Source organism: Sporosarcina luteola, from assembly GCF_023715585.1.
In the GTDB taxonomy this organism is placed as follows: Bacteria; Bacillota; Bacilli; order Bacillales_A; family Planococcaceae; genus Sporosarcina; species Sporosarcina luteola_D.
The window spans coordinates 1,888,407-1,905,557 of sequence record NZ_JAMBOK010000001.1 but is presented as its reverse complement, the minus strand read 5'-3'; the positions used below and the strand labels follow the sequence as shown (position 1 = coordinate 1,905,557).

General features: G+C 44.1%; 15 protein-coding genes, 1 riboswitch and 1 other annotated feature. Of the genes, 12 read left to right on the top strand and 3 right to left on the bottom strand.

The genetic code is table 11. The annotated features are described in order from the left end of the window. The first annotated feature begins 145 nt into the window (after window positions 1-145). Window positions 146-2,248 carry a methyl-accepting chemotaxis protein gene (locus M3193_RS09320; RefSeq protein WP_251626756.1) on the top strand — a complete coding sequence of 701 codons (2,103 nt, stop codon included), beginning with the start codon at window positions 146-148 and terminating at the stop codon, window positions 2,246-2,248. Window positions 2,249-2,300: 52 nt separating this feature from the next. Here the strand turns inward: M3193_RS09320 and argS are convergent, their stop codons facing one another. After that, the gene (gene argS, locus M3193_RS09315) at window positions 2,301-3,965 is read right to left on the bottom strand and encodes an arginine--tRNA ligase (RefSeq protein ID WP_251626755.1); all 1,665 of its coding nucleotides are present in this window, start codon (window positions 3,963-3,965) and stop codon (window positions 2,301-2,303) included. Between the two features lie 47 nt (window positions 3,966-4,012). After that, window positions 4,013-4,226, bottom strand: a binding site (T-box leader). Window positions 4,227-4,323: 97 nt separating this feature from the next. On the opposite strand from argS, the gene M3193_RS09310 reads away from it, so the two are divergent. Beyond that, window positions 4,324-5,472, top strand: coding sequence for a DUF3221 domain-containing protein (locus M3193_RS09310; RefSeq protein ID WP_251626754.1), 1,149 nt, complete (start codon window positions 4,324-4,326; stop codon window positions 5,470-5,472). A gap of 432 nt (window positions 5,473-5,904) precedes the next feature. Beyond that, window positions 5,905-7,086: a DUF3221 domain-containing protein gene (locus M3193_RS09305; RefSeq protein ID WP_251626753.1), complete on the top strand. Its 1,182-nt coding sequence runs from the start codon at window positions 5,905-5,907 to the stop codon at window positions 7,084-7,086. A gap of 233 nt (window positions 7,087-7,319) precedes the next feature. Here M3193_RS09305 and M3193_RS16725 read toward each other — a convergent pair whose 3' ends face one another. After that, a complete protein-coding gene (locus M3193_RS16725) occupies window positions 7,320-7,442 on the bottom strand; it encodes a hypothetical protein (RefSeq protein WP_285851868.1) in 123 nt (40 codons plus the stop codon). Between the two features lie 66 nt (window positions 7,443-7,508). Here M3193_RS16725 and M3193_RS09300 point away from each other — a divergent pair, with 66 nt between their 5' ends. The 9 genes from M3193_RS09300 to M3193_RS09260 all read left to right on the top strand — a co-directional run bounded on the left by M3193_RS09300 (window position 7,509) and on the right by M3193_RS09260 (window position 16,141). Further along, the gene (locus tag M3193_RS09300) at window positions 7,509-8,765 is read left to right on the top strand and encodes an erythromycin esterase family protein (RefSeq protein ID WP_251626752.1); all 1,257 of its coding nucleotides are present in this window, start codon (window positions 7,509-7,511) and stop codon (window positions 8,763-8,765) included. 319 nt (window positions 8,766-9,084) lie between these two features. Continuing rightward, window positions 9,085-9,336, top strand: coding sequence for a hypothetical protein (locus M3193_RS09295; protein ID WP_251626751.1), 252 nt, complete (start codon window positions 9,085-9,087; stop codon window positions 9,334-9,336). 68 nt (window positions 9,337-9,404) lie between these two features. Continuing rightward, window positions 9,405-9,857 carry an NUDIX hydrolase gene (locus M3193_RS09290; RefSeq protein ID WP_251626750.1) on the top strand — a complete coding sequence of 151 codons (453 nt, stop codon included), beginning with the start codon at window positions 9,405-9,407 and terminating at the stop codon, window positions 9,855-9,857. 178 nt (window positions 9,858-10,035) lie between these two features. After that, window positions 10,036-10,917, top strand: a complete 882-nt coding sequence (locus M3193_RS09285; RefSeq protein ID WP_251626749.1) for an NAD-dependent epimerase/dehydratase family protein — start codon at window positions 10,036-10,038, stop codon at window positions 10,915-10,917. A gap of 172 nt (window positions 10,918-11,089) precedes the next feature. Beyond that, window positions 11,090-11,383: an antibiotic biosynthesis monooxygenase family protein gene (locus tag M3193_RS09280; protein WP_251626748.1), complete on the top strand. Its 294-nt coding sequence runs from the start codon at window positions 11,090-11,092 to the stop codon at window positions 11,381-11,383. A 124-nt stretch (window positions 11,384-11,507) separates the two neighbouring features. Next, entirely contained in the window at window positions 11,508-11,849 is a 342-nt protein-coding gene (locus tag M3193_RS09275) for a hypothetical protein (RefSeq protein ID WP_251626745.1), read from the top strand. Window positions 11,850-12,141: 292 nt separating this feature from the next. After that, window positions 12,142-12,322: riboswitch (cobalamin riboswitch) on the top strand. A 155-nt stretch (window positions 12,323-12,477) separates the two neighbouring features. After that, window positions 12,478-14,700 (top strand): ribonucleoside-diphosphate reductase subunit alpha, encoded by a 2,223-nt coding sequence (locus M3193_RS09270; protein ID WP_435372022.1) that lies wholly within the window; start codon window positions 12,478-12,480, stop codon window positions 14,698-14,700. Next, the gene (locus M3193_RS09265) at window positions 14,685-15,134 is read left to right on the top strand and encodes a flavodoxin (RefSeq protein WP_251626743.1); all 450 of its coding nucleotides are present in this window, start codon (window positions 14,685-14,687) and stop codon (window positions 15,132-15,134) included. Before M3193_RS09270 ends, M3193_RS09265 begins: the two co-directional genes overlap by 16 nt. Beyond that, window positions 15,080-16,141 (top strand): ribonucleotide-diphosphate reductase subunit beta, encoded by a 1,062-nt coding sequence (locus M3193_RS09260; RefSeq protein ID WP_435372021.1) that lies wholly within the window; start codon window positions 15,080-15,082, stop codon window positions 16,139-16,141. Before M3193_RS09265 ends, M3193_RS09260 begins: the two co-directional genes overlap by 55 nt. 223 nt (window positions 16,142-16,364) lie before the next feature. Here M3193_RS09260 and M3193_RS09255 read toward each other — a convergent pair whose 3' ends face one another. Continuing rightward, the gene (locus M3193_RS09255; RefSeq protein WP_251626739.1) at window positions 16,365-17,048 is read right to left on the bottom strand and encodes an MOSC domain-containing protein; all 684 of its coding nucleotides are present in this window, start codon (window positions 17,046-17,048) and stop codon (window positions 16,365-16,367) included. Window positions 17,049-17,151: the final 103 nt, after the last annotated feature.

The following is a 17,151-nucleotide window of genomic DNA, read 5'->3' as shown; positions in this document are numbered from 1 at the left end:
TAGAAAGAATGGTATCGTCGAAATTGACGAACCATTCTTTTTTTATTATGTAATTAGAAATATCGAACTTAATAATAGTTGTTTCTAATTATATTTAAGTCTGCTATAATTCTATTACTATAGTACCATTGGAGGTATTTTACATTTGAAGAAGCAGAAAAGTATCGTGTGGAAGTTGTCGGGATTAATTATTGGGTTGTTTTTGCTGCTGTTCATTGCGTATACGGTAATAACGAGCACGATTTTACATAAGGAAACCGTTGCCGAAGCTGAAAATTACGCGATAGAAAGTACACGTTATAATGCTCAAGTGATCAGTGCGAGGTTTGGGAAAACAGACGAGATGCTGCATACGACAAAGCGTGTTTTCGAGACGTTGCATGCGCAGGGGAATCTTACAACTGAGGAGATTCTCAGTGTGATGGAAAGAAATTTGACAGATAATGCGGATGCAATAGGTATGGCTGCTGTGTTCGAAAGTGGTGCGATTCCACTAGATGATCAAGTCAATAAAAATGTAATTGATTCATCGGGAAAATTAATCCCTTACTTATATAAGGATGGCAATCGTATTGATTTAAGAGGGCTTGTTGGGTACGACGTTGCCGGAGATGGAGATTGGTATGCGATACCAAAGAAGGAAAAGCGGGCTGTACTGACGGAACCCCATGAATACGATGCGGGTGACAAAATGGTGCTAATGACGACCATGGCTGTGCCGCTTGAGACGGAATCCGGTCAGCTTCTTGGGGTATTGGCAGCAGATCTGACGATTGATTTCTTAAATGACCTGGTGACAACAATTCAACCTGACGGTGGTTATGCTTCAATTATAACGGAGACAGGCAACTTGACGGCGAATAGTTTGAAAGCAGATATGATTGGCACGAATATGCAAGATTCGATTGATTGGAGCGCTGTGAAGAAGCAGTTGGATGAAGGGCAAACCGGTACACTCTATGTGGATTCCAAGAGCCTGAAGGAGAAATCCTTTAATACATTTGCGCCAATCATGCTGGACAATATAGATGATGTATGGTCCGTGCAAACCGTGTTGCCGCGCTCTACAATCCTTGGAACTTTCAATAAGATCCTATTGGTTACAGTGATTTCCGCGATTATAATCGTTGTGATTATGGCAGGGGCGACTTCATTGTTTATTTTCAGACAGCTGAAACCACTATCTTATTTACAGCGTTCCATTGAAGCAGCGGCGACCGGCGACATAACGCAATCCGTCGACGAGAAATATATCCGCAACGATGAAATCGGTGCCGTCACAAACGCTTTTAATGATATGCTGCGCCAAACAAACGAAGCGATGAGCGCGGTGCGTTCTTCTTCCAATGAATTAAGTGAGTCCAGTTCACATGTCCACCATGCTTTTGAAGAAATTGTAGCATCCAGCGAGGAAGTGGCATTGGCGACAAATGAAATTGCCCAAGGAGCTTCCACTCAATCGGAGGACACAGAAGAAACGAGCAGCCGTATGACAGAATTGGCGGAGCAGATCACTACGTTATCCAGTTTAGCTGATAGCATGGATGTATTGTCAAAACAGACAGTAGCCTCTACTGAAAAAGGAATAATGGAAGTTCAAAGCCTTCGGGAACATAATGAAACTGCAAATGAAATGAATACGCGAGTCCAACGGCAAATGGATGCGCTCTCGACTAAAATTGCGGCAATCGATCAAGTGATTGCGTCGATTCAAAGCATTACGGGGCAGACAAATCTTCTTGCTTTGAATGCAAGCATCGAAGCGGCACGTGCCGGCGAACATGGCAAAGGGTTTGCAGTTGTCGCGGAGGAAGTGCGGAAACTTGCGGAACAGTCACGAGTGGAAACGGAAGTCATTCAACAGACTGTCCAAGAAATTATCACGGAATCAAAACAGACCTCGGCAGTAATTGAATCCAATCTGAAATTGATGGAAGGTCAAAACAAATCTGTCACAGGCACTGAGTCATCCTTCATGGAAAACGCGGAGCTGACAGAGCAGATGAGCGCCTCTATTAAAGAGTTGACGGCCGAATTATCCGAAATGCTGGCACACAAAGACCAAGTAATGACATCCATTCAAAGTGTATCAGCCGTATCAGAAGAGACAGCCGCTTCTGCTGAACAAGTGAGTGCTTCTTCTATCGCTCAGCAAAACGAATTGGAACGAGTGGCCGATTCGACGACACAAATGAAAGACATTGCGAACGAATTGCGAGCGATCGTTGAAAGATTTAAACTACAGTAAAATAAAGCAATCGTCCCGCCTCGCCCAGGTGGAACGATTGCTTTTTTTGATTCTACATTTCCTCGGGCGCCTTAATTCCGAGCAGGCGTAATGATTCCTTCAATACGATGGTGACACATTCAATTAGTGAAATCCGGTAATGCTTGTGAGCTTCGTCGGATAACACCTGCACATTCCCGTAAAATGAATTAAACGCTTGGGCAAGGTCGACCGCATATTTAGCGATAACTGAAGGGTCCAGTTCGTCATTTGCGCGCTTGACTGCTTGCGGGAATTGGCTAAGCAGTTTGACGATGTCCCATTCGTAATCATTCACTTCGTCAATCGCGAACTTGTCAGGTGCCCCCGCTTTACGCAAGATGGAGTTCGCCCGCGCATGTGCGTATTGTACGTACGGCCCAGTTTCACCTTCGACCTGTAGCATTGCTTCAAGATTGAATTCAATGTCATGCTTCCGATGCTGCTTCAGGTCGCTGAATAGGATGGCGCCGACACCTACGGCTTTAGCCACTTCGGGTTTATTAGCTAGTGTCGGGTTCTTTTCTTCGATGTTTTTCTGTGCAAGTTCAATCGCGTCTTTCAAGACTTCCTCAAGTAAGACAATCTTTCCTTTCCGTGTCGACATCTTCTTGCCGCCTTGCAAGATGAGCCCGAATGGTACGTGCACGATGTCGTTTGCCCATTCATGCCCCAGTTTGCCAAGCACTTTCTTCACTTGTGTAAAGTGGAGGCTTTGTTCATTCCCGACGACGTAGATGGATCTGACAAAGTCGTACTTGTTCTTTCGATCGATGGCAGCTGCCAAATCACGTGTTGCATACAACGTCGCTCCATCTGATTTTTTAATCAAACATGGCGGCATGTCTTCTTCAAGTTCCACGACCATGGCGCCGTCCGATTCGACCAACAGCCCTTTGTCCGCAAGTTCTTGGACAACTGGTTCCATTTTGTCGTTGTAATATGCTTCGCCATTATAGGAATCGAAGGTGACTCCGAGCAGATCATAAATCCGCTGGAATTCCTGCAATGACTCGGTTTTGAACCAATCCCAAAGGGCAAGTGCATCCGAATCGCCGTCCTCAAGTGCTTTGAATGCCGCGCGACCTTCATCGTTCAAAGAAGGAGCTGTTTCCGCTTCTTCATGGAAACGGATATACAGCTTCAGCAACGTTTCGATTGGCGCTTGACGGACTTCCTCCTCGTTGCCCCATTTCCGGTACGCGGTAAGGAGCTTGCCGAATTGCGTGCCCCAATCGCCAATGTGATTGATTTTTACCGGTTGGTAGCCGGTTTTTTCGAGCAAGTAAGCGATGGAATTCCCGATGACCGTGGAACGCAGATGGCCCATGGAAAACGGCTTTGCAATGTTTGGAGAGGATAAATCGATTGTCACGACACCGCCGTTGCCTTCGTTGGATGAGCCGTATGTTGCGGATTGGTCCAAAATCAAATGCAGAAGATCGTCAGTAATGGCAGTGCGATTCAGGAAAATATTCACGTATCCATTGACAGCTTCCACTTTTCGGATGGATGGATGAGTAAGCGAACCAGCGATTTCTTCCGCAATAGCTACAGGTGATTTCCGTAAAGCCCTTGCGAACGGAAAACAAGGCAATGCAAAATCGCCTAACTTTGAATTTGCTGGGCGCTCCAGCATCTGCTCCTCCACTTGAATCGGACTGACTGTCTGTAAAGCTTGTAAAATGTCCTTTTTCATTATCACGAACCCCTTTTCAGGTAAAATAAAAAAGCCTTCATCTCAATAAATGAGACGAAAGCTTGTTCCGCGGTACCACTCAAATTGCCCCTTGTTTTAGATAGAGGCCCCTTTCTCCTAACGGCGAGACACCGGCTTCACCTACTTCATTCAGAAAAGCATCTCCGAAGTGCGCTTCATGAATCGACTCCGCCAGGCTCCCACCAACCCCGACTCGCTACGGAAGTACTGAATCATTACTCTCTTCGTCATCGATATTGTAGTTGAATGTATCAAATCGGTGATTGGCTGTCAATGGGCAATTGGCGTAACTTTCACAATACTCATCCGTCTACTTTACTGAGTGGGAGGTATTGGAATGAAAACTAGTTTATCAATTCTGTTAGGTGCTACTTTATTGTTAGGCGGTTGTGGAACGGATGCATCCCTGAAAAATGTCGCGGTTGAAGATGGTGAATGGAAGACGTTGAAAACGGTGAGTGGACGCGAAATTATTGCCGAACTGAAGCAAACCGTTGAAGAGACACCTAAGCGGGACGAGAGGGCGACTATAGAAACGCCCCCTGAGTTTGAGGAGCCTACGAAAGAAACGGTGGAGGATTTGAATGTCAAAGCAATTGAAGGGCCTGCTGTCTTCCAGGCGGTGGAAAAAGTTTACGGCGAGGGTGGATTTCATCATGAAGGCGTCATTTTCTTCGAACTTCAGACGAAGGGTGCTGCGCAATCCGGCGTGTGGATCGGGTTAAAGGAGCCGGATGAACGTGTTCAGCAATTGCTTGAATTATTGCAGCCGGAAGTGGATGCGGGCGAAATCCTAGCGGAATCAATTTATTTCTTCCGCAGTCCTCATACGGAAAAGGAACTTTATGATCTACAGGAGGAAGTTGCAGAAGCATTGAAAGGCATGCAATCGGAAGGGGGATCATTCGGTGTATACGTCGATATCATCACTGGCGATATCGAAATTACCCATGATTTTCTGATGCCGGAGCAACAAGAGGAGCTGAGGAAGTTGTTCACCGACTATACGATCAATTTTGAGCAAGATGGACGAATGGTCCCGGAGCCGGGAGAATCAAGAATCATACCTCCCGAACAAACGTATACAGATACCCCGGTGGAAGAAGGCGGCTTCATATTGTCCGCTGGCGAAGGGACAATATTTGTAGCGGGCGGAACTAAAAGCGCTGTGTATTATAAATTCCCAGAAGCCGACAAGCTGAAAGTCGGCCAACGTGTGAATGTGGAACGATCAGGGCCAATCGCGGAATCGTATCCTGGACAAGGAACCGCGAAGTTTGTAGAAGTCTTGCCGGACTATAAGCCAGCAAACGCAAAGCTTTCCGAGTCACAAGCCGTCGCAAAAGCATTGGAAGTGGCGGGTGAGAGATTGTCGAACGGATATGTTGTCATCGAAGAAGTTTCATTTGATGAGAATGAAAAGAAGTGGGTATTCAAGCTCTTGCCGGATGATGGGGAAGGGACATTGGAAGTTGCAGATCAATAAAAGTTGCGGCAACCGTCACTTGTGGCGGTTGTTTTTTATGGGGAAATTGGTCGAACGGTGATAAAGCCTATTTGACCGGTGATAAACCCCAGCTGAGTGGTGATAACGTTTGTCTGAGTGGTGATAACGTTTGTCTAAGCGGTGATAAACTCCGTCTGAACGGTGATAAATTGTGATTGAGCGGTGATAAACGATTTTGGAGGTGAAAATTACTTTAGAAAATGCAGAAATTCATTCCAAAACAACTCCAATTGTCGTCGTATGGTGGTAAATTTGCGAGAGTCGGTGGTAAACGCCTGAGTCGGTGATAAACCATGACAAGTCGGTGATAAAACATTTTGCGCTGCAAGAAAAAACTTTCCTGGTTTCCAGCCATTTGGCGTAACGTTAACGTGAATTGTCCGTCTAATTTGTTGATTGGGAGGTTTTGGAATGAAATATAGTGTGTCATTGATAATGGTAAGTGCTGCTTTATTGCTAGGAGGATGTGGAACGGCTGGCACGGATGCATCCGCGATAAATGGGACGGTTGTGGAGAACGGGAAGAAGTCGTTGAAAAAAGTGAGTGGACGTGAAATCATTGCTGAATTGAAGCAATCAGTTAAAGAATCGCCCGAACGGAATAAGGCAGCTGCTGCACAAACGGAAAGCTATGAATACAAAGAGGGATTATTCGGAGAACCTACTCCGGAATTGGCGGAGGATATGGCAGTGCAAGCGATTGAAGGACCAACCGCAATAGAGGCTGTGGAAAAGATCTATGGCGGTTACGCAGGTTTTGAAAAAGAAGGAATCCTCTTTTTTGAAAATCAAATGAGTGGTGCGGAGCAAGCAGGGATCTGGATCGGTGTGAAGGAGCCGGATGAGCGCGTTCAAAAGCTGCTTGATGAGCTGCAACCGAAAGTGGATGCAGGTGAAATCCTGGCGGAACCGATCTATATTTTCCGTAGCCCGCATACACAAAAGGAACTCTATGAACTACAGAATGAAGTCGGACGAGCGCTGAAAGGGATGAAATCTGAGTGGGGATCATATGGATTATCGGTAAATACAATTACAGGAATTATTGAAATCAGCCATGACTTCCTGAAACCGGCACAGCAAAAGGAGCTGGAGAATATGTTCCCGGACAAGACATTCCAATTTGAACAGGAAGGCAGGATGGTTGCTGAGCCTGGGGAATCGAGCATTATTTATCCGAAGCAAACATTCACGGATACTCCTGTTTCAGAAGGCGGTTTCATATTATCAGCTGAGGAGGGGCAGTTCTTTATCGCGGGAGGAACTGAAGGTGCGGTATATTATAACTTTTCTGAGGCAGACAAGCTGAACGTCGGACAACGTGTCAAAGTCGAGGCGTCCGGTGGGATAATGTTATCTCTTCCTGGGCAGGGAAGCGCGAAGTTTGTGGAAGTCTTGCCAGATTATGAACCGGTTGGTGCAACGCTTTCTGAATCGCAGGCTGTGGCGAAGGCCATAGAAATGACCGATGGAAAAACAGCACCTGGCTACTTGGTTATTCAAGAAATTTCTTTTGACGAGAAAGAAATGAAGTGGATTTTTAAAATTATTCAAGATGAAAAGGAAGCAACGTTGGAAATTGCAGATAAATAAAATTTAGTGAAACCGTCACTTGTGGCGGTTTTTTTATGTGAAAAATGAGCGAATGGTGGAAATTCTAAGTAAGTGGTGATAAACAACGACTGAGTGGTGATAACGGTTGCCTAAGCGGTGATAAACTCCCTTTGAGTGGTGATAAAGTGTGCTTGAACGGTGATAAACGTTTTTGGAGCTTAAACTTGCTATGAGAAGCGCGGAAATTCATTCCAAAGAACTTCGAATTGTAGTCAATCGGTGATAAATTCACCAGAGTCGGTGGTAAAGTGCTCCGAGTCGGTGGTAAACGCCTGAGAGTCGGTGATAACAGTCCAGGAGTCGGTGATAATCCCCCGCAAGTCGGTGATAAACATTTCAGAGACTCCCTCGGTTTCTGTCCGGTACCCATGGGTATGCTATGGATGAAGGAGAGGATTGATTTGTCGAAAAAGCTGATTTCCGCCATACAGGAGTACTCTTTCCCGTTAAATGATAAAGCGTTCGATACCATTTTGGACGCAATTGGTGAAGCCCGTATTGTGCTGCTAGGTGAGGCGACGCATGGAACTTCGGAGTTTTACAAAGTTCGCGCGGCGTTATCGAAACGCCTTATTCAAGAAAAAGGGTTCACAATGATTGCAGTGGAGGGCGATTGGCCATCCGCTCAGGCGGTCAACCGCTATATAAAAGGGTTTGATGAAGAAGGAAAAACTGCTCGGCAAGTATTGACGGAGTCCTTCAATCGCTGGCCGACATGGATGTGGGCGAATGAAGAAGTCGAGGAATTTGTCGAATGGCTGAAGCGTGAAAATGATGGAAAGGACGTAGCCGGAAAAACAGGGTTTTATGGCATCGATATGTATAGCCTTTATGAATCCATCGATGAAGTGCTTCGCTTTCTCCGAGAGAATCCGCAGTACAAAGCCGATTTGGAGTTGGCAAAAAAGGCATTCTCCTGTTTTGAGCCGTATAACCGGATGCCGGAGCATTACGCGCTGTCGACAGCCCATTTCTCGGATGAATGTATCCGGGAGGTCACGAACTTGCTGACGACAATCCGTAGCCACGAAGATCTTTATTCGGATGAACAGGAGAAGGACTTGAATGTGGCAATGAATGCATTGGTCGCTAAAAATGCTGAGTCATACTATCGTGCAATGATGCAGGATGACGCCATCTCGTGGAACATCCGCGATATGCATATGGTGGAGGCGATCAGTGAACTCCTGAATTATCACGGAAGCGACGCGAAAATCATCATTTGGGAGCATAATACCCATGTCGGCGATGCGTCTGAAACGTCGATGGTCAACCACGATATGATCAACGTCGGCCAACTGATTCGTGAGAAATACGGAAGAGAATCCACTTTTGCAATCGGCTTCGGCACGTATGAAGGGACCGTCATAGCAGGAGAAAGCTGGGGCGAGCCGTTTCAAAAGATGAATGTGCCACCCGCCACGTTCAATTCATGGGAAGGGCAGATGCATGCAGCGGCACCAGAGGATCAAGTAATCCTTTTCACAGAACAAAACCGCGATTTATTCAATGAATGGATCGGCCATCGCGCTATCGGGGTCGTCTATAATCCGGAGTTTGAGGCGTATGGGAACTATGTGTCCTCGCGCGTCGGCAGCCGGTACGATGGATTTGTTTTTGTGGATCAAACAAATGCGCTGAAGCCGTTCAGCCAATAAGAGCCATGCATCGATTGTAACGGTTTCGGTTGATGGGGAGAAAACTAAAAAAACACAGCATTTCGGGACACAATTCGAATATGAATTGGAGTCCCTATTTTTGTTGAATCAACACTTAGCTTAAAACGCTCTCTAATTAGATACTGGAAAGAAAAATGTAGATGGAAGATGAGATATCTATGCTAAAATATATTAAAGATTGTGAAATGTTGATTTTCAACTAAGGCGGCAGTTTAGTTCAATAATGAAACTTTAATTAGAGATTAACGATCGGAAATTTTAACCCGACTTTTCAATAACGAAGGAGGTAAGTTCAGTTATGGAAGAAGAATATCATAATAAGAAAAAGGAGTACTTGAAAAAGTTGGAAATGCAAGAGATTGGCTTTACAATATTAATCATACTATTTATTGTTCAGTATACTAAAATGCTTGGCTATGTGTTTGGCCGTTGGATATGGACCGGTACTAACGGTGGTCTTGAAGTTTTCCTATTAATATTCGGGGTGCTTCCTGCGTCTTATTTCTCTGCAAAATATTTAGTTAAAGTAATTAAAATCTTATTTAACTAACGAAGCAGGTTAATAAAATTAAAAGCATAATGACTGGTTGGCAACCAGTCATGTAGGGGGATTAAAAAATGGAATACTATAAATATCTTAGACAGTATGTAGGACATAGACCAATTATTTTACCAGGTTCTGTTGTTATTATTATAAATGAACAAAATGAAGTGTTATTGCAAAAAAGAAACGATGGATATTGGGGGTTACCAGGCGGTTTGATGGATTTGGGGGAAAGCTTTGAAGAAGTAGCAAAGAGAGAGGTTTTTGAAGAAACGGGATTAGTAGTTAAAAATTTAAATTTACTTAGTGTTTTCTCTGGTTCTGAATATTACTTTAAAATTTCTAATGGTGACGAATTATATTCGGTAACAGCTGTTTATTATACCAATGATGTAAGTGGAGATATCAAGATTGATTATAGCGAATCAGAGAAGATGCAATATGTCTCAATTTATAATTTACCAATTGAATTAACAGATGAGTATAGGGGATATATAGAGCAATATATAGATTGTGAAAAGAGATAATTAAAGTAACGAGTACTTTACTTCAAGAAATTTGGGCTACTAAGACGGATCAATGTTCATATTGAACTTACGGGACAGTTTAGTTGAAGAAGAGCAATTAATACTAATAGTAGAAGTAGACAAATAACTGTTAAAGTTTAATTGTAAATATGAGGTACAGAAGGTAAGGGGTGTTAACTTGGAGATTGTAGGAAAGAATATTTTAGTTACTGGGGTAACTGGAACTTTAGGAGAAAAAGTGGCTATTAGATTTGTCAACGAAGGTGCTAATGTCAAGGGGTTAATAAGGAATGGAAATTACTTTAATAAGTATCGGGATCTAGGAATTACACCAATCATAGGAGAATTGAATGATTCTGAAATCTTATTTGATGTTTTAAAGGGCATTGATATTGTCATTCATTGTGCTGCCTATTTAGGTGATGAATTAGAAGAAGCTGTGAATTCTAACGTAAGTGGAGTAGACAATATAGCGAAATTTTCACTAGCTGCTGGAATAAAAAAATTCATCCATATTTCATCGCTTTCAGTTTTCGGGGAACCGACAGAAGGATATTTTGATGAAACAACTCCAATTATTCAACAACACCAAGAGGTCTATGTAGATACAAAATCAAAATCTGAACAGATTCTTAATAGTTATATTATAAAAGGACTTGATGTAATAATTTTAAGACCAGGTGCAATCTGTGCGGAAGAAAATTCATATTGGGGAGACAGACAAATTAGCCGTATGTTAAAAACTGATATTATTGATTGGGTCCACCCAGAAGATATTGTACCCTGGATTCATGTAGATAATTTAGTAGAGATGATACATCTTGTCCTATCAAAAGGAGTAAGCAATCATATCTATAATGCAATAGATGGGAACTTTTCAGAAGAAGAATTTCGAGTAAGACTAATTACAGCTTTAGGTAAAAAATTAAAAGTACCAAATCGTCAGAAAGAATGTCCCGTTTATTCAAATACTAAAATTAAAGAATTAGGATATCGACCAATTCAAACCTTTGAGCAAACTATCTCAAATCTTGTATCATTAGCTGTAAGTCAGTTATAGGTATTAAAGTTTTTTAAAAAATATATAACCTTCTTCAACTTACTAGTGCTTTACTTGAAGAACAAGCTACACAGACGGATCAATATTCTTATTGAACTAACGGAGCAGTTTGGTACAATAAAAAATTCATTAAAAAAGTAGTAATAATATAATTTTAAAAAGGGGAAATTAAATGATATTGGAAGCTGCTATTTTACAAGTTAAGGAAGGTATGGAGGCTGAATATGAAGAAGCATTTCGTGAGGCATCAGAAATTATTTCTTCAATGAAAGGGTACATATCTCACGAATTACAGCGTTGTATGGAAGTTAAGGGGAAATATTTATTATTGGTGCAATGGGAAACAGTAGAAGACCATACAGTTGGATTTAGACAATCTAATGAGTATCAAGAATGGAAAAAGAAATTACATAATTTTTATGACCCATTTCCAACAGTCGAACATTTTGAGATGGTTAAACTTTAATAGTTGTTCTTGAACGGGTGCTATACTTTAAGAAGGAGTAAAGCCTTTTTTTTATTGAACTAACGGTGCAGTTAGTTGAATAAGATTAGTGGATTAAACAATTAAAAAGGGAGTGAGATTCTAAATGGATTGGAATTGGAATGAAACCCATATAAAACTCCCGTATACATCTGAAAACTTCAGGACATTATTAGATACTGTCTGTAGGGGAGAAAACGAGTTTTCTCAATATGATTTTGCTATGTGGTGCGATAATTTAACGATGGCATTTGATGATGATGAAGGTGAGGAATTGAATGAGTATGATTCACTGGTCAATGGCATCGCAAGGGATATCGAATGTCAATGGGATTTGTATTTAATCAATACTTACTCGCTTAAAGAATTACAAACATTAGGCTTTTCTCAAGTTTCCTTACCACAAGAATGGCTACTTAAATGGTTAAAGGAGTTAAACAGTTTATAAGAAAATGAACCTTCTTCTTCAACTAACGAGTGGCTTAGTTCAATAAGGATAGTAAGTTATCTCGCAAAAAAACGCTCAATTAGAGCGTTTTTAACTTGTTTTTAATCCAACTATTTTTTTACTGTGATTAACCTGTTATTTGCATTGCTAATTGCACTATTCTCCCCAACCGATCCCGTTACATCGATTGCATGGCTCTTATTTTTAATTAAAACTAATAAAATATCTTTCTACCTATTTACGATTGAAACACAACATGTTAGGGTAATGGATGTACATAAGGCACAATATATAGTATCGAACGATGGAATGGTACCGTTATCGGTTTAAAAGGGAATCCGCAAATCGGAGCTGTCCCCGCAACTGTAAGCGCAGACGACCGTCTCAAAAACCACTGCAGCATCTAGCTGCGGGAAGGGGAGATGGAAGGAGGAAGCGTTAGCCAGTAGACCTGCCGTCCATCGTCCAGCGACACTTTCTTCGGGGGTTGAGAGGTGGAAGCGAGCGGGTTTTTGCTTTCATTTTTCAGGCGATCCCGATCTGTTTCCTAATCAAAATCCATGAGCGATGACTCTACCGAAAAGGTGGAATCATCGCTTTTTTCACTTGTGAAGCTAATTTAAAGGAGATGGATGATGTGACGATTATCACGGAAACGACAAGCATTATGGACAAGCTGCAAGCTGAATTCGGAGCGGACAAGCTCCAACCACTCATTATAGCGAGTGAACGCTGGAAGGAGCGGCATCTTGAAGGGGCTGACTCCGATTGGTCGAAAGCGATGATCTTGGAGGCGCTCAGTAATATTGATGAAGTGTCAGCATACTGGACATTCGTTGCTGCGCGAATCTATTTGCAGGAGGTTTATTCCCGCCAGGAAAGTGTTAGGCAGGCGAAAGCATATACGGATTTTGCCGACAATGTGGAGCGGCTTGTCAAGAAAGGCTTGTATACATCTGTTTTGATTGAAAAGTATTCGCGTGAAGAACTGGAAGAGCTAGGAACATTCCTTGAGCCGGAGCGGGACAAGCTGTTCACGTATATTGGATTGAAAACGCTTGTGGACCGGTATGTTGCGGTTGATTTCAATAAAGATCCTGTCGAATTGCCTCAGGAACGTTGGCTCATCATTGCGATGACGCTCATGCAAAATGAAACTGAGAACCGACTCGACAAGGTGGCGGAGGCATATTGGGCGATGAGCAATCTGTATATGACTGTTGCGACGCCAACGCTTTCAAACGCGGGCAAACCCCATGGTCAGTTGTCGAGCTGCTTCATCGACACGGTTGATGATTCGCTGCAAGGTATCTATGACAGCAATACCGATATTGCCAATCTATCGAAATACGGTGGCGGCATCGGTGTGTACATGGGGAAAGTCCGTTCCCGCGGGTCGTCCATCCGCGGTTTCAAAGGGGCTTCAAGCGGTGTTCTCCCGTGGATCAAACAGCTCAACAACACAGCGGTGAGCGTCGATCAGCTTGGACAGCGGCAAGGTGCAATTGCCGTCTACCTAGATGTGTGGCATAAAGATATCTTCACATTCCTCGATCTGAAGCTGAACAACGGGGATGATCGCTTGCGAGCACATGATATTTTCACAGGCGTCTGCCTGCCGGATCTTTTCATGGAGCAAGTTGAAGCGCGGGGTGACTGGCATTTATTCGACCCGCATGAAGTGCGGACAGTAATGGGCTATTCGCTAGAAGACTTTTATGATGAAACGAAGGGGGCCGGTTCGTTCCGTGAGAAGTATGAGGAATGTGTCAACCACCCGGAATTGACGAAGGAAACTGTTCCGGCGATTGAAATTATGAAGCGAGTAATGCGCAGCCAGCTCGAAACGGGGACGCCATTCATGTTTTATCGTGATGAAGTAAACCGGGCGAACGCGAATAAGCATGAGGGGATGGTTTATTCGAGTAATCTCTGTACAGAAGTAACGCAAAATCAGAGCCCGACGCAATTCGAATCCGTCACACTCGAAGACGATATCGTTGTAACACGATCCAAGCCAGGCGATTTCGTTGTCTGCAACTTGTCGTCCATCAATCTTGGGCGTGCAGTTCCTGCGGATGTTCTGGAGCGGCTCATCACAATCCAAGTCAGGATGCTCGACAACGTCATTGATTTGAATAAAATTCCGGTCGTTCAGGCGCAACGGACGAATGGCCGATACCGCGGCATTGGGCTCGGGACGTTCGGTTGGCACCATCTGCTCGCCTTGAAAAACATCCAATGGGAATCGGATGAGGCGGTTGCCTATGCGGATAATCTATACGAGAAAATCGCCTATTTAACGATCAAGGCATCAATGGAATTGGCGAGTGAAAAAGGGGCTTATCCTTTATTTGAAGGATCGGACTGGCAGACAGGGGGTTACTTCGAGCAACGTCAATATGACTCGAAGGAATGGCAAGAACTGCGCTTCGATGTCGCTACGAACGGCATCCGGAACGGGTATTTGATGGCGGTTGCACCAAACAGCTCGACATCGGTCATCGCAGGTTCAACAGCTTCCATCGATCCGATTTTCAAGCCGTTCTACCACGAGGAAAAGAAAGATTACAAGCTGCCGGTCATTGCGCCGGATTTGGACCACAACACATATGACGTGTACCGACGCTCCGCATATATTGTCGATCAGCGCTGGTCCATCAAGCAGAATGCAGCAAGGCAACGCCATATCGATCAGGCAATTTCGTTCAACATCTATGTGCCGAATAATATCCGCGCATCCGTCCTCCTCGATTTGCATATACAAGCATGGAAATCAGGCATGAAAACGACGTATTACATGAGATCCACGGCATCTGACATTGAGGAGTGCGAATGGTGTCATTCCTGATTGCGTATGCGTCGTGGAGCGGGAATACGGAGGAAGTAGCCGAAATCATAGAGGAGACGCTTTTGTCCGAGGGCATCGATGTCGCTATGCATCGGATCGGGCTCGCTCCGTTGCCGAATCCGCGGCAATTTGATGCGATGATCATTGGTTCATTCACATGGGACAAGGGCGCCACGCCTGACGAGGTGAAGGAATTCGTCGCGGACATCGGCTACAAACCGAGGAATGTGTATGTCTTCGGAACAGGGGATACGCAGTTTGGAGGGGAAGAGCTGTTTTGCCATGCTGCCGTCAAACTGGCGCGATTTTATGAGTCGGCAATTGAACCTCTTAAAATCGAGCAAAGCCCCCGTGGTACGCAGGAACAGAAAGTCATCGAATGGTTGAAAGGAGTCGTTCATCATTGGCAACACTTACACGCGTTAAAGTATTGAATCCGGCACAACCGAATAAATCAACAGCGATTTTCGGTGGGGAAGCGAGCGGCATTCTAAACTGGAATGACCTTGCACACCCTCATTTCTACACATTGCGACAAAAGATCCGCTCTCTATTTTGGACGGCGAATGAAGTAGATATGACGCAGGACGTGAAGCAATTCGCGGATTTGTCGAAAGCCGAACAGGAAGCTTTCCTCAAAATAATCGGCCTGCTGGCGACATTGGACGGACCTCAAACCGTCGTCGCTATGAAAATCGCGGATTTCGCAACTGATCCTTCGGTGAAATCAATCATGGCAACAATCGCCGATCAGGAAAGTGAACATAATCATAGCTACGCATATGTACTTTCCTCTGTGACGACGCTCGACAAGCAGATGGCTTCATTTGAAATGGGGCGCACCGATGAAGTGCTTATGAAGAGGAATGCGCGGATTGTTGACATTTATAATGAATTTGCGGAGAAACCGACGATTGAAACGGTGTTGAAAGCGATGGTGTATACGACGTTGCTGGAAGGCTTATTTTTCTATAGCGGCTTTGCATTTTTCTATAATCTTGCGCGTCATCAGAAGATGGTCGGAACGTCGACGATGATTTCGTACATCAATCGGGATGAATTGCAGCACGGCAAAGCGATCAGCGACATTTTTCGCGCTGCTCTTGCGGAAAACCCGGAGTACAATACCGAAGCTTTCACAGAATGGATTTACGATCAATTCCGCCATTCGGTTGAACAGGAAATCATTTGGAGCCGCTATGTACTGGGAGAAATTGAAGGCATCGACTTGGATGAAATGGCGGGTTATGTTAAGTACCGTGCGAATAAAATGCTGCGCATGCTGGGTTTAAGTGAAATTTACCCTGAATTCGCGGAAAATCCGATGAAGTGGATTCGTGCATATGTCGACAACTTCGACGATACGAAAACGGATTTCTTCGAGCAGACATCGAGGCAATACGTGAAAACGAGCGATTTGAACGGGTTTGATGATTTGTAAAGTGCGACTATAAGGAAAGAGCTGCAAGAAAGTTTGTTGCAGCTCTTTCTGTTATTTTTTTTACTAAATTCACGCGTCCAAAGAACGCTATCCAGGGTCTAAAACATGCCGTCTCGCGGCCAAAGTGAGTGATCTTGCGTTCAAAGTGGACCACCGGGCACCAAATGAGACAATCCCGCGTCCAAAATTGGTCTATCTGCGTCCAAAGCGAACCTCGAACTATCTACTTATTCCCGGTCAACCGCTCGCTCGTATCTGCTGCATCACCGGCGATACGCTTGTTGAACGTTCGCCTCCAACTTGTCGATAATTCCTCCAACTGCAGAATTTTCCGCGCGCCGTCCAAGTCATCTTTCGCATGGTGCATCAGCCGGTTCGCCTCAGATACCGTTATGGCAAGTTCCGGACGTGAAATATGCACCAACTCGTCAGATGGGGAGACGATGCCTTCCTTCAATACACGGAAATAAAACCCCGTAAAACCTGTATCCTGCACAAGGACGGGCATGTCTTTGCGGTCATGGATGAGCGACAGCTTAAAGCAAGGTTGCCGCGGCTGGCTCACTTGCACGATCGCTTCACCAATTTGGAATGAATCCCCGATGCATACTTCATCCTCAAGCAACCCGCGCAGCGTCAAGTTTTCGCCGAATGCGCTCATCTCCAATGGTTTGCCTAACTCCTTCTCCCAAAACGTGTAATGTTCATACGGATAGACGCAAGCTGCCTTGTCTATGCCACCGTGATTAACAAGATCGCCTTGCCCGTCGCCGTCAAAATTCACTGTTGATAAATAAACGGGCTCTGTGACCGGTTTTTTGTTAATGCCGGTCGTTACTTCCTTTTTACCGAACTGCATGTCACGCGGTTTGCCGACGTTTAATGAATGGATTTCGATTTTCTGCATGGTTCATTCACCCCTTGATGATAAGTATAATTGATTGCAGGTAAATCAAGGGAAAAACATTCTATAGACAACACTAAACACCCCCGTCTACAAGGTTAGTTTT

Bases quoted from the DNA above. Each gene is read 5' to 3' on its own strand.
- argS (WP_251626755.1), bottom strand. From the start codon at position 3,965: ATGAAAAAGGACATTTTACAAGCTTTACAGACAGTCAGTCCGATTCAA.
- M3193_RS09310 (WP_251626754.1), top strand. From the start codon at position 4,324: ATGAAAACTAGTTTATCAATTCTGTTAGGTGCTACTTTATTGTTAGGC.
- M3193_RS09305 (WP_251626753.1), top strand. From the start codon at position 5,905: ATGAAATATAGTGTGTCATTGATAATGGTAAGTGCTGCTTTATTGCTA.
- M3193_RS16725 (WP_285851868.1), bottom strand. From the start codon at position 7,442: ATGTTTATCACCGACTTGCGGGGGATTATCACCGACTCCTGGACTGTT.
- M3193_RS09295 (WP_251626751.1), top strand. From the start codon at position 9,085: ATGGAAGAAGAATATCATAATAAGAAAAAGGAGTACTTGAAAAAGTTG.
- M3193_RS09290 (WP_251626750.1), top strand. From the start codon at position 9,405: ATGGAATACTATAAATATCTTAGACAGTATGTAGGACATAGACCAATT.
- M3193_RS09280 (WP_251626748.1), top strand. From the start codon at position 11,090: ATGATATTGGAAGCTGCTATTTTACAAGTTAAGGAAGGTATGGAGGCT.
- M3193_RS09275 (WP_251626745.1), top strand. From the start codon at position 11,508: ATGGATTGGAATTGGAATGAAACCCATATAAAACTCCCGTATACATCT.
- M3193_RS09270 (WP_435372022.1), top strand. From the start codon at position 12,478: ATGGATGATGTGACGATTATCACGGAAACGACAAGCATTATGGACAAG.
- M3193_RS09265 (WP_251626743.1), top strand. From the start codon at position 14,685: ATGGTGTCATTCCTGATTGCGTATGCGTCGTGGAGCGGGAATACGGAG.
- M3193_RS09260 (WP_435372021.1), top strand. From the start codon at position 15,080: ATGGTTGAAAGGAGTCGTTCATCATTGGCAACACTTACACGCGTTAAA.
- M3193_RS09255 (WP_251626739.1), bottom strand. From the start codon at position 17,048: ATGCAGAAAATCGAAATCCATTCATTAAACGTCGGCAAACCGCGTGAC.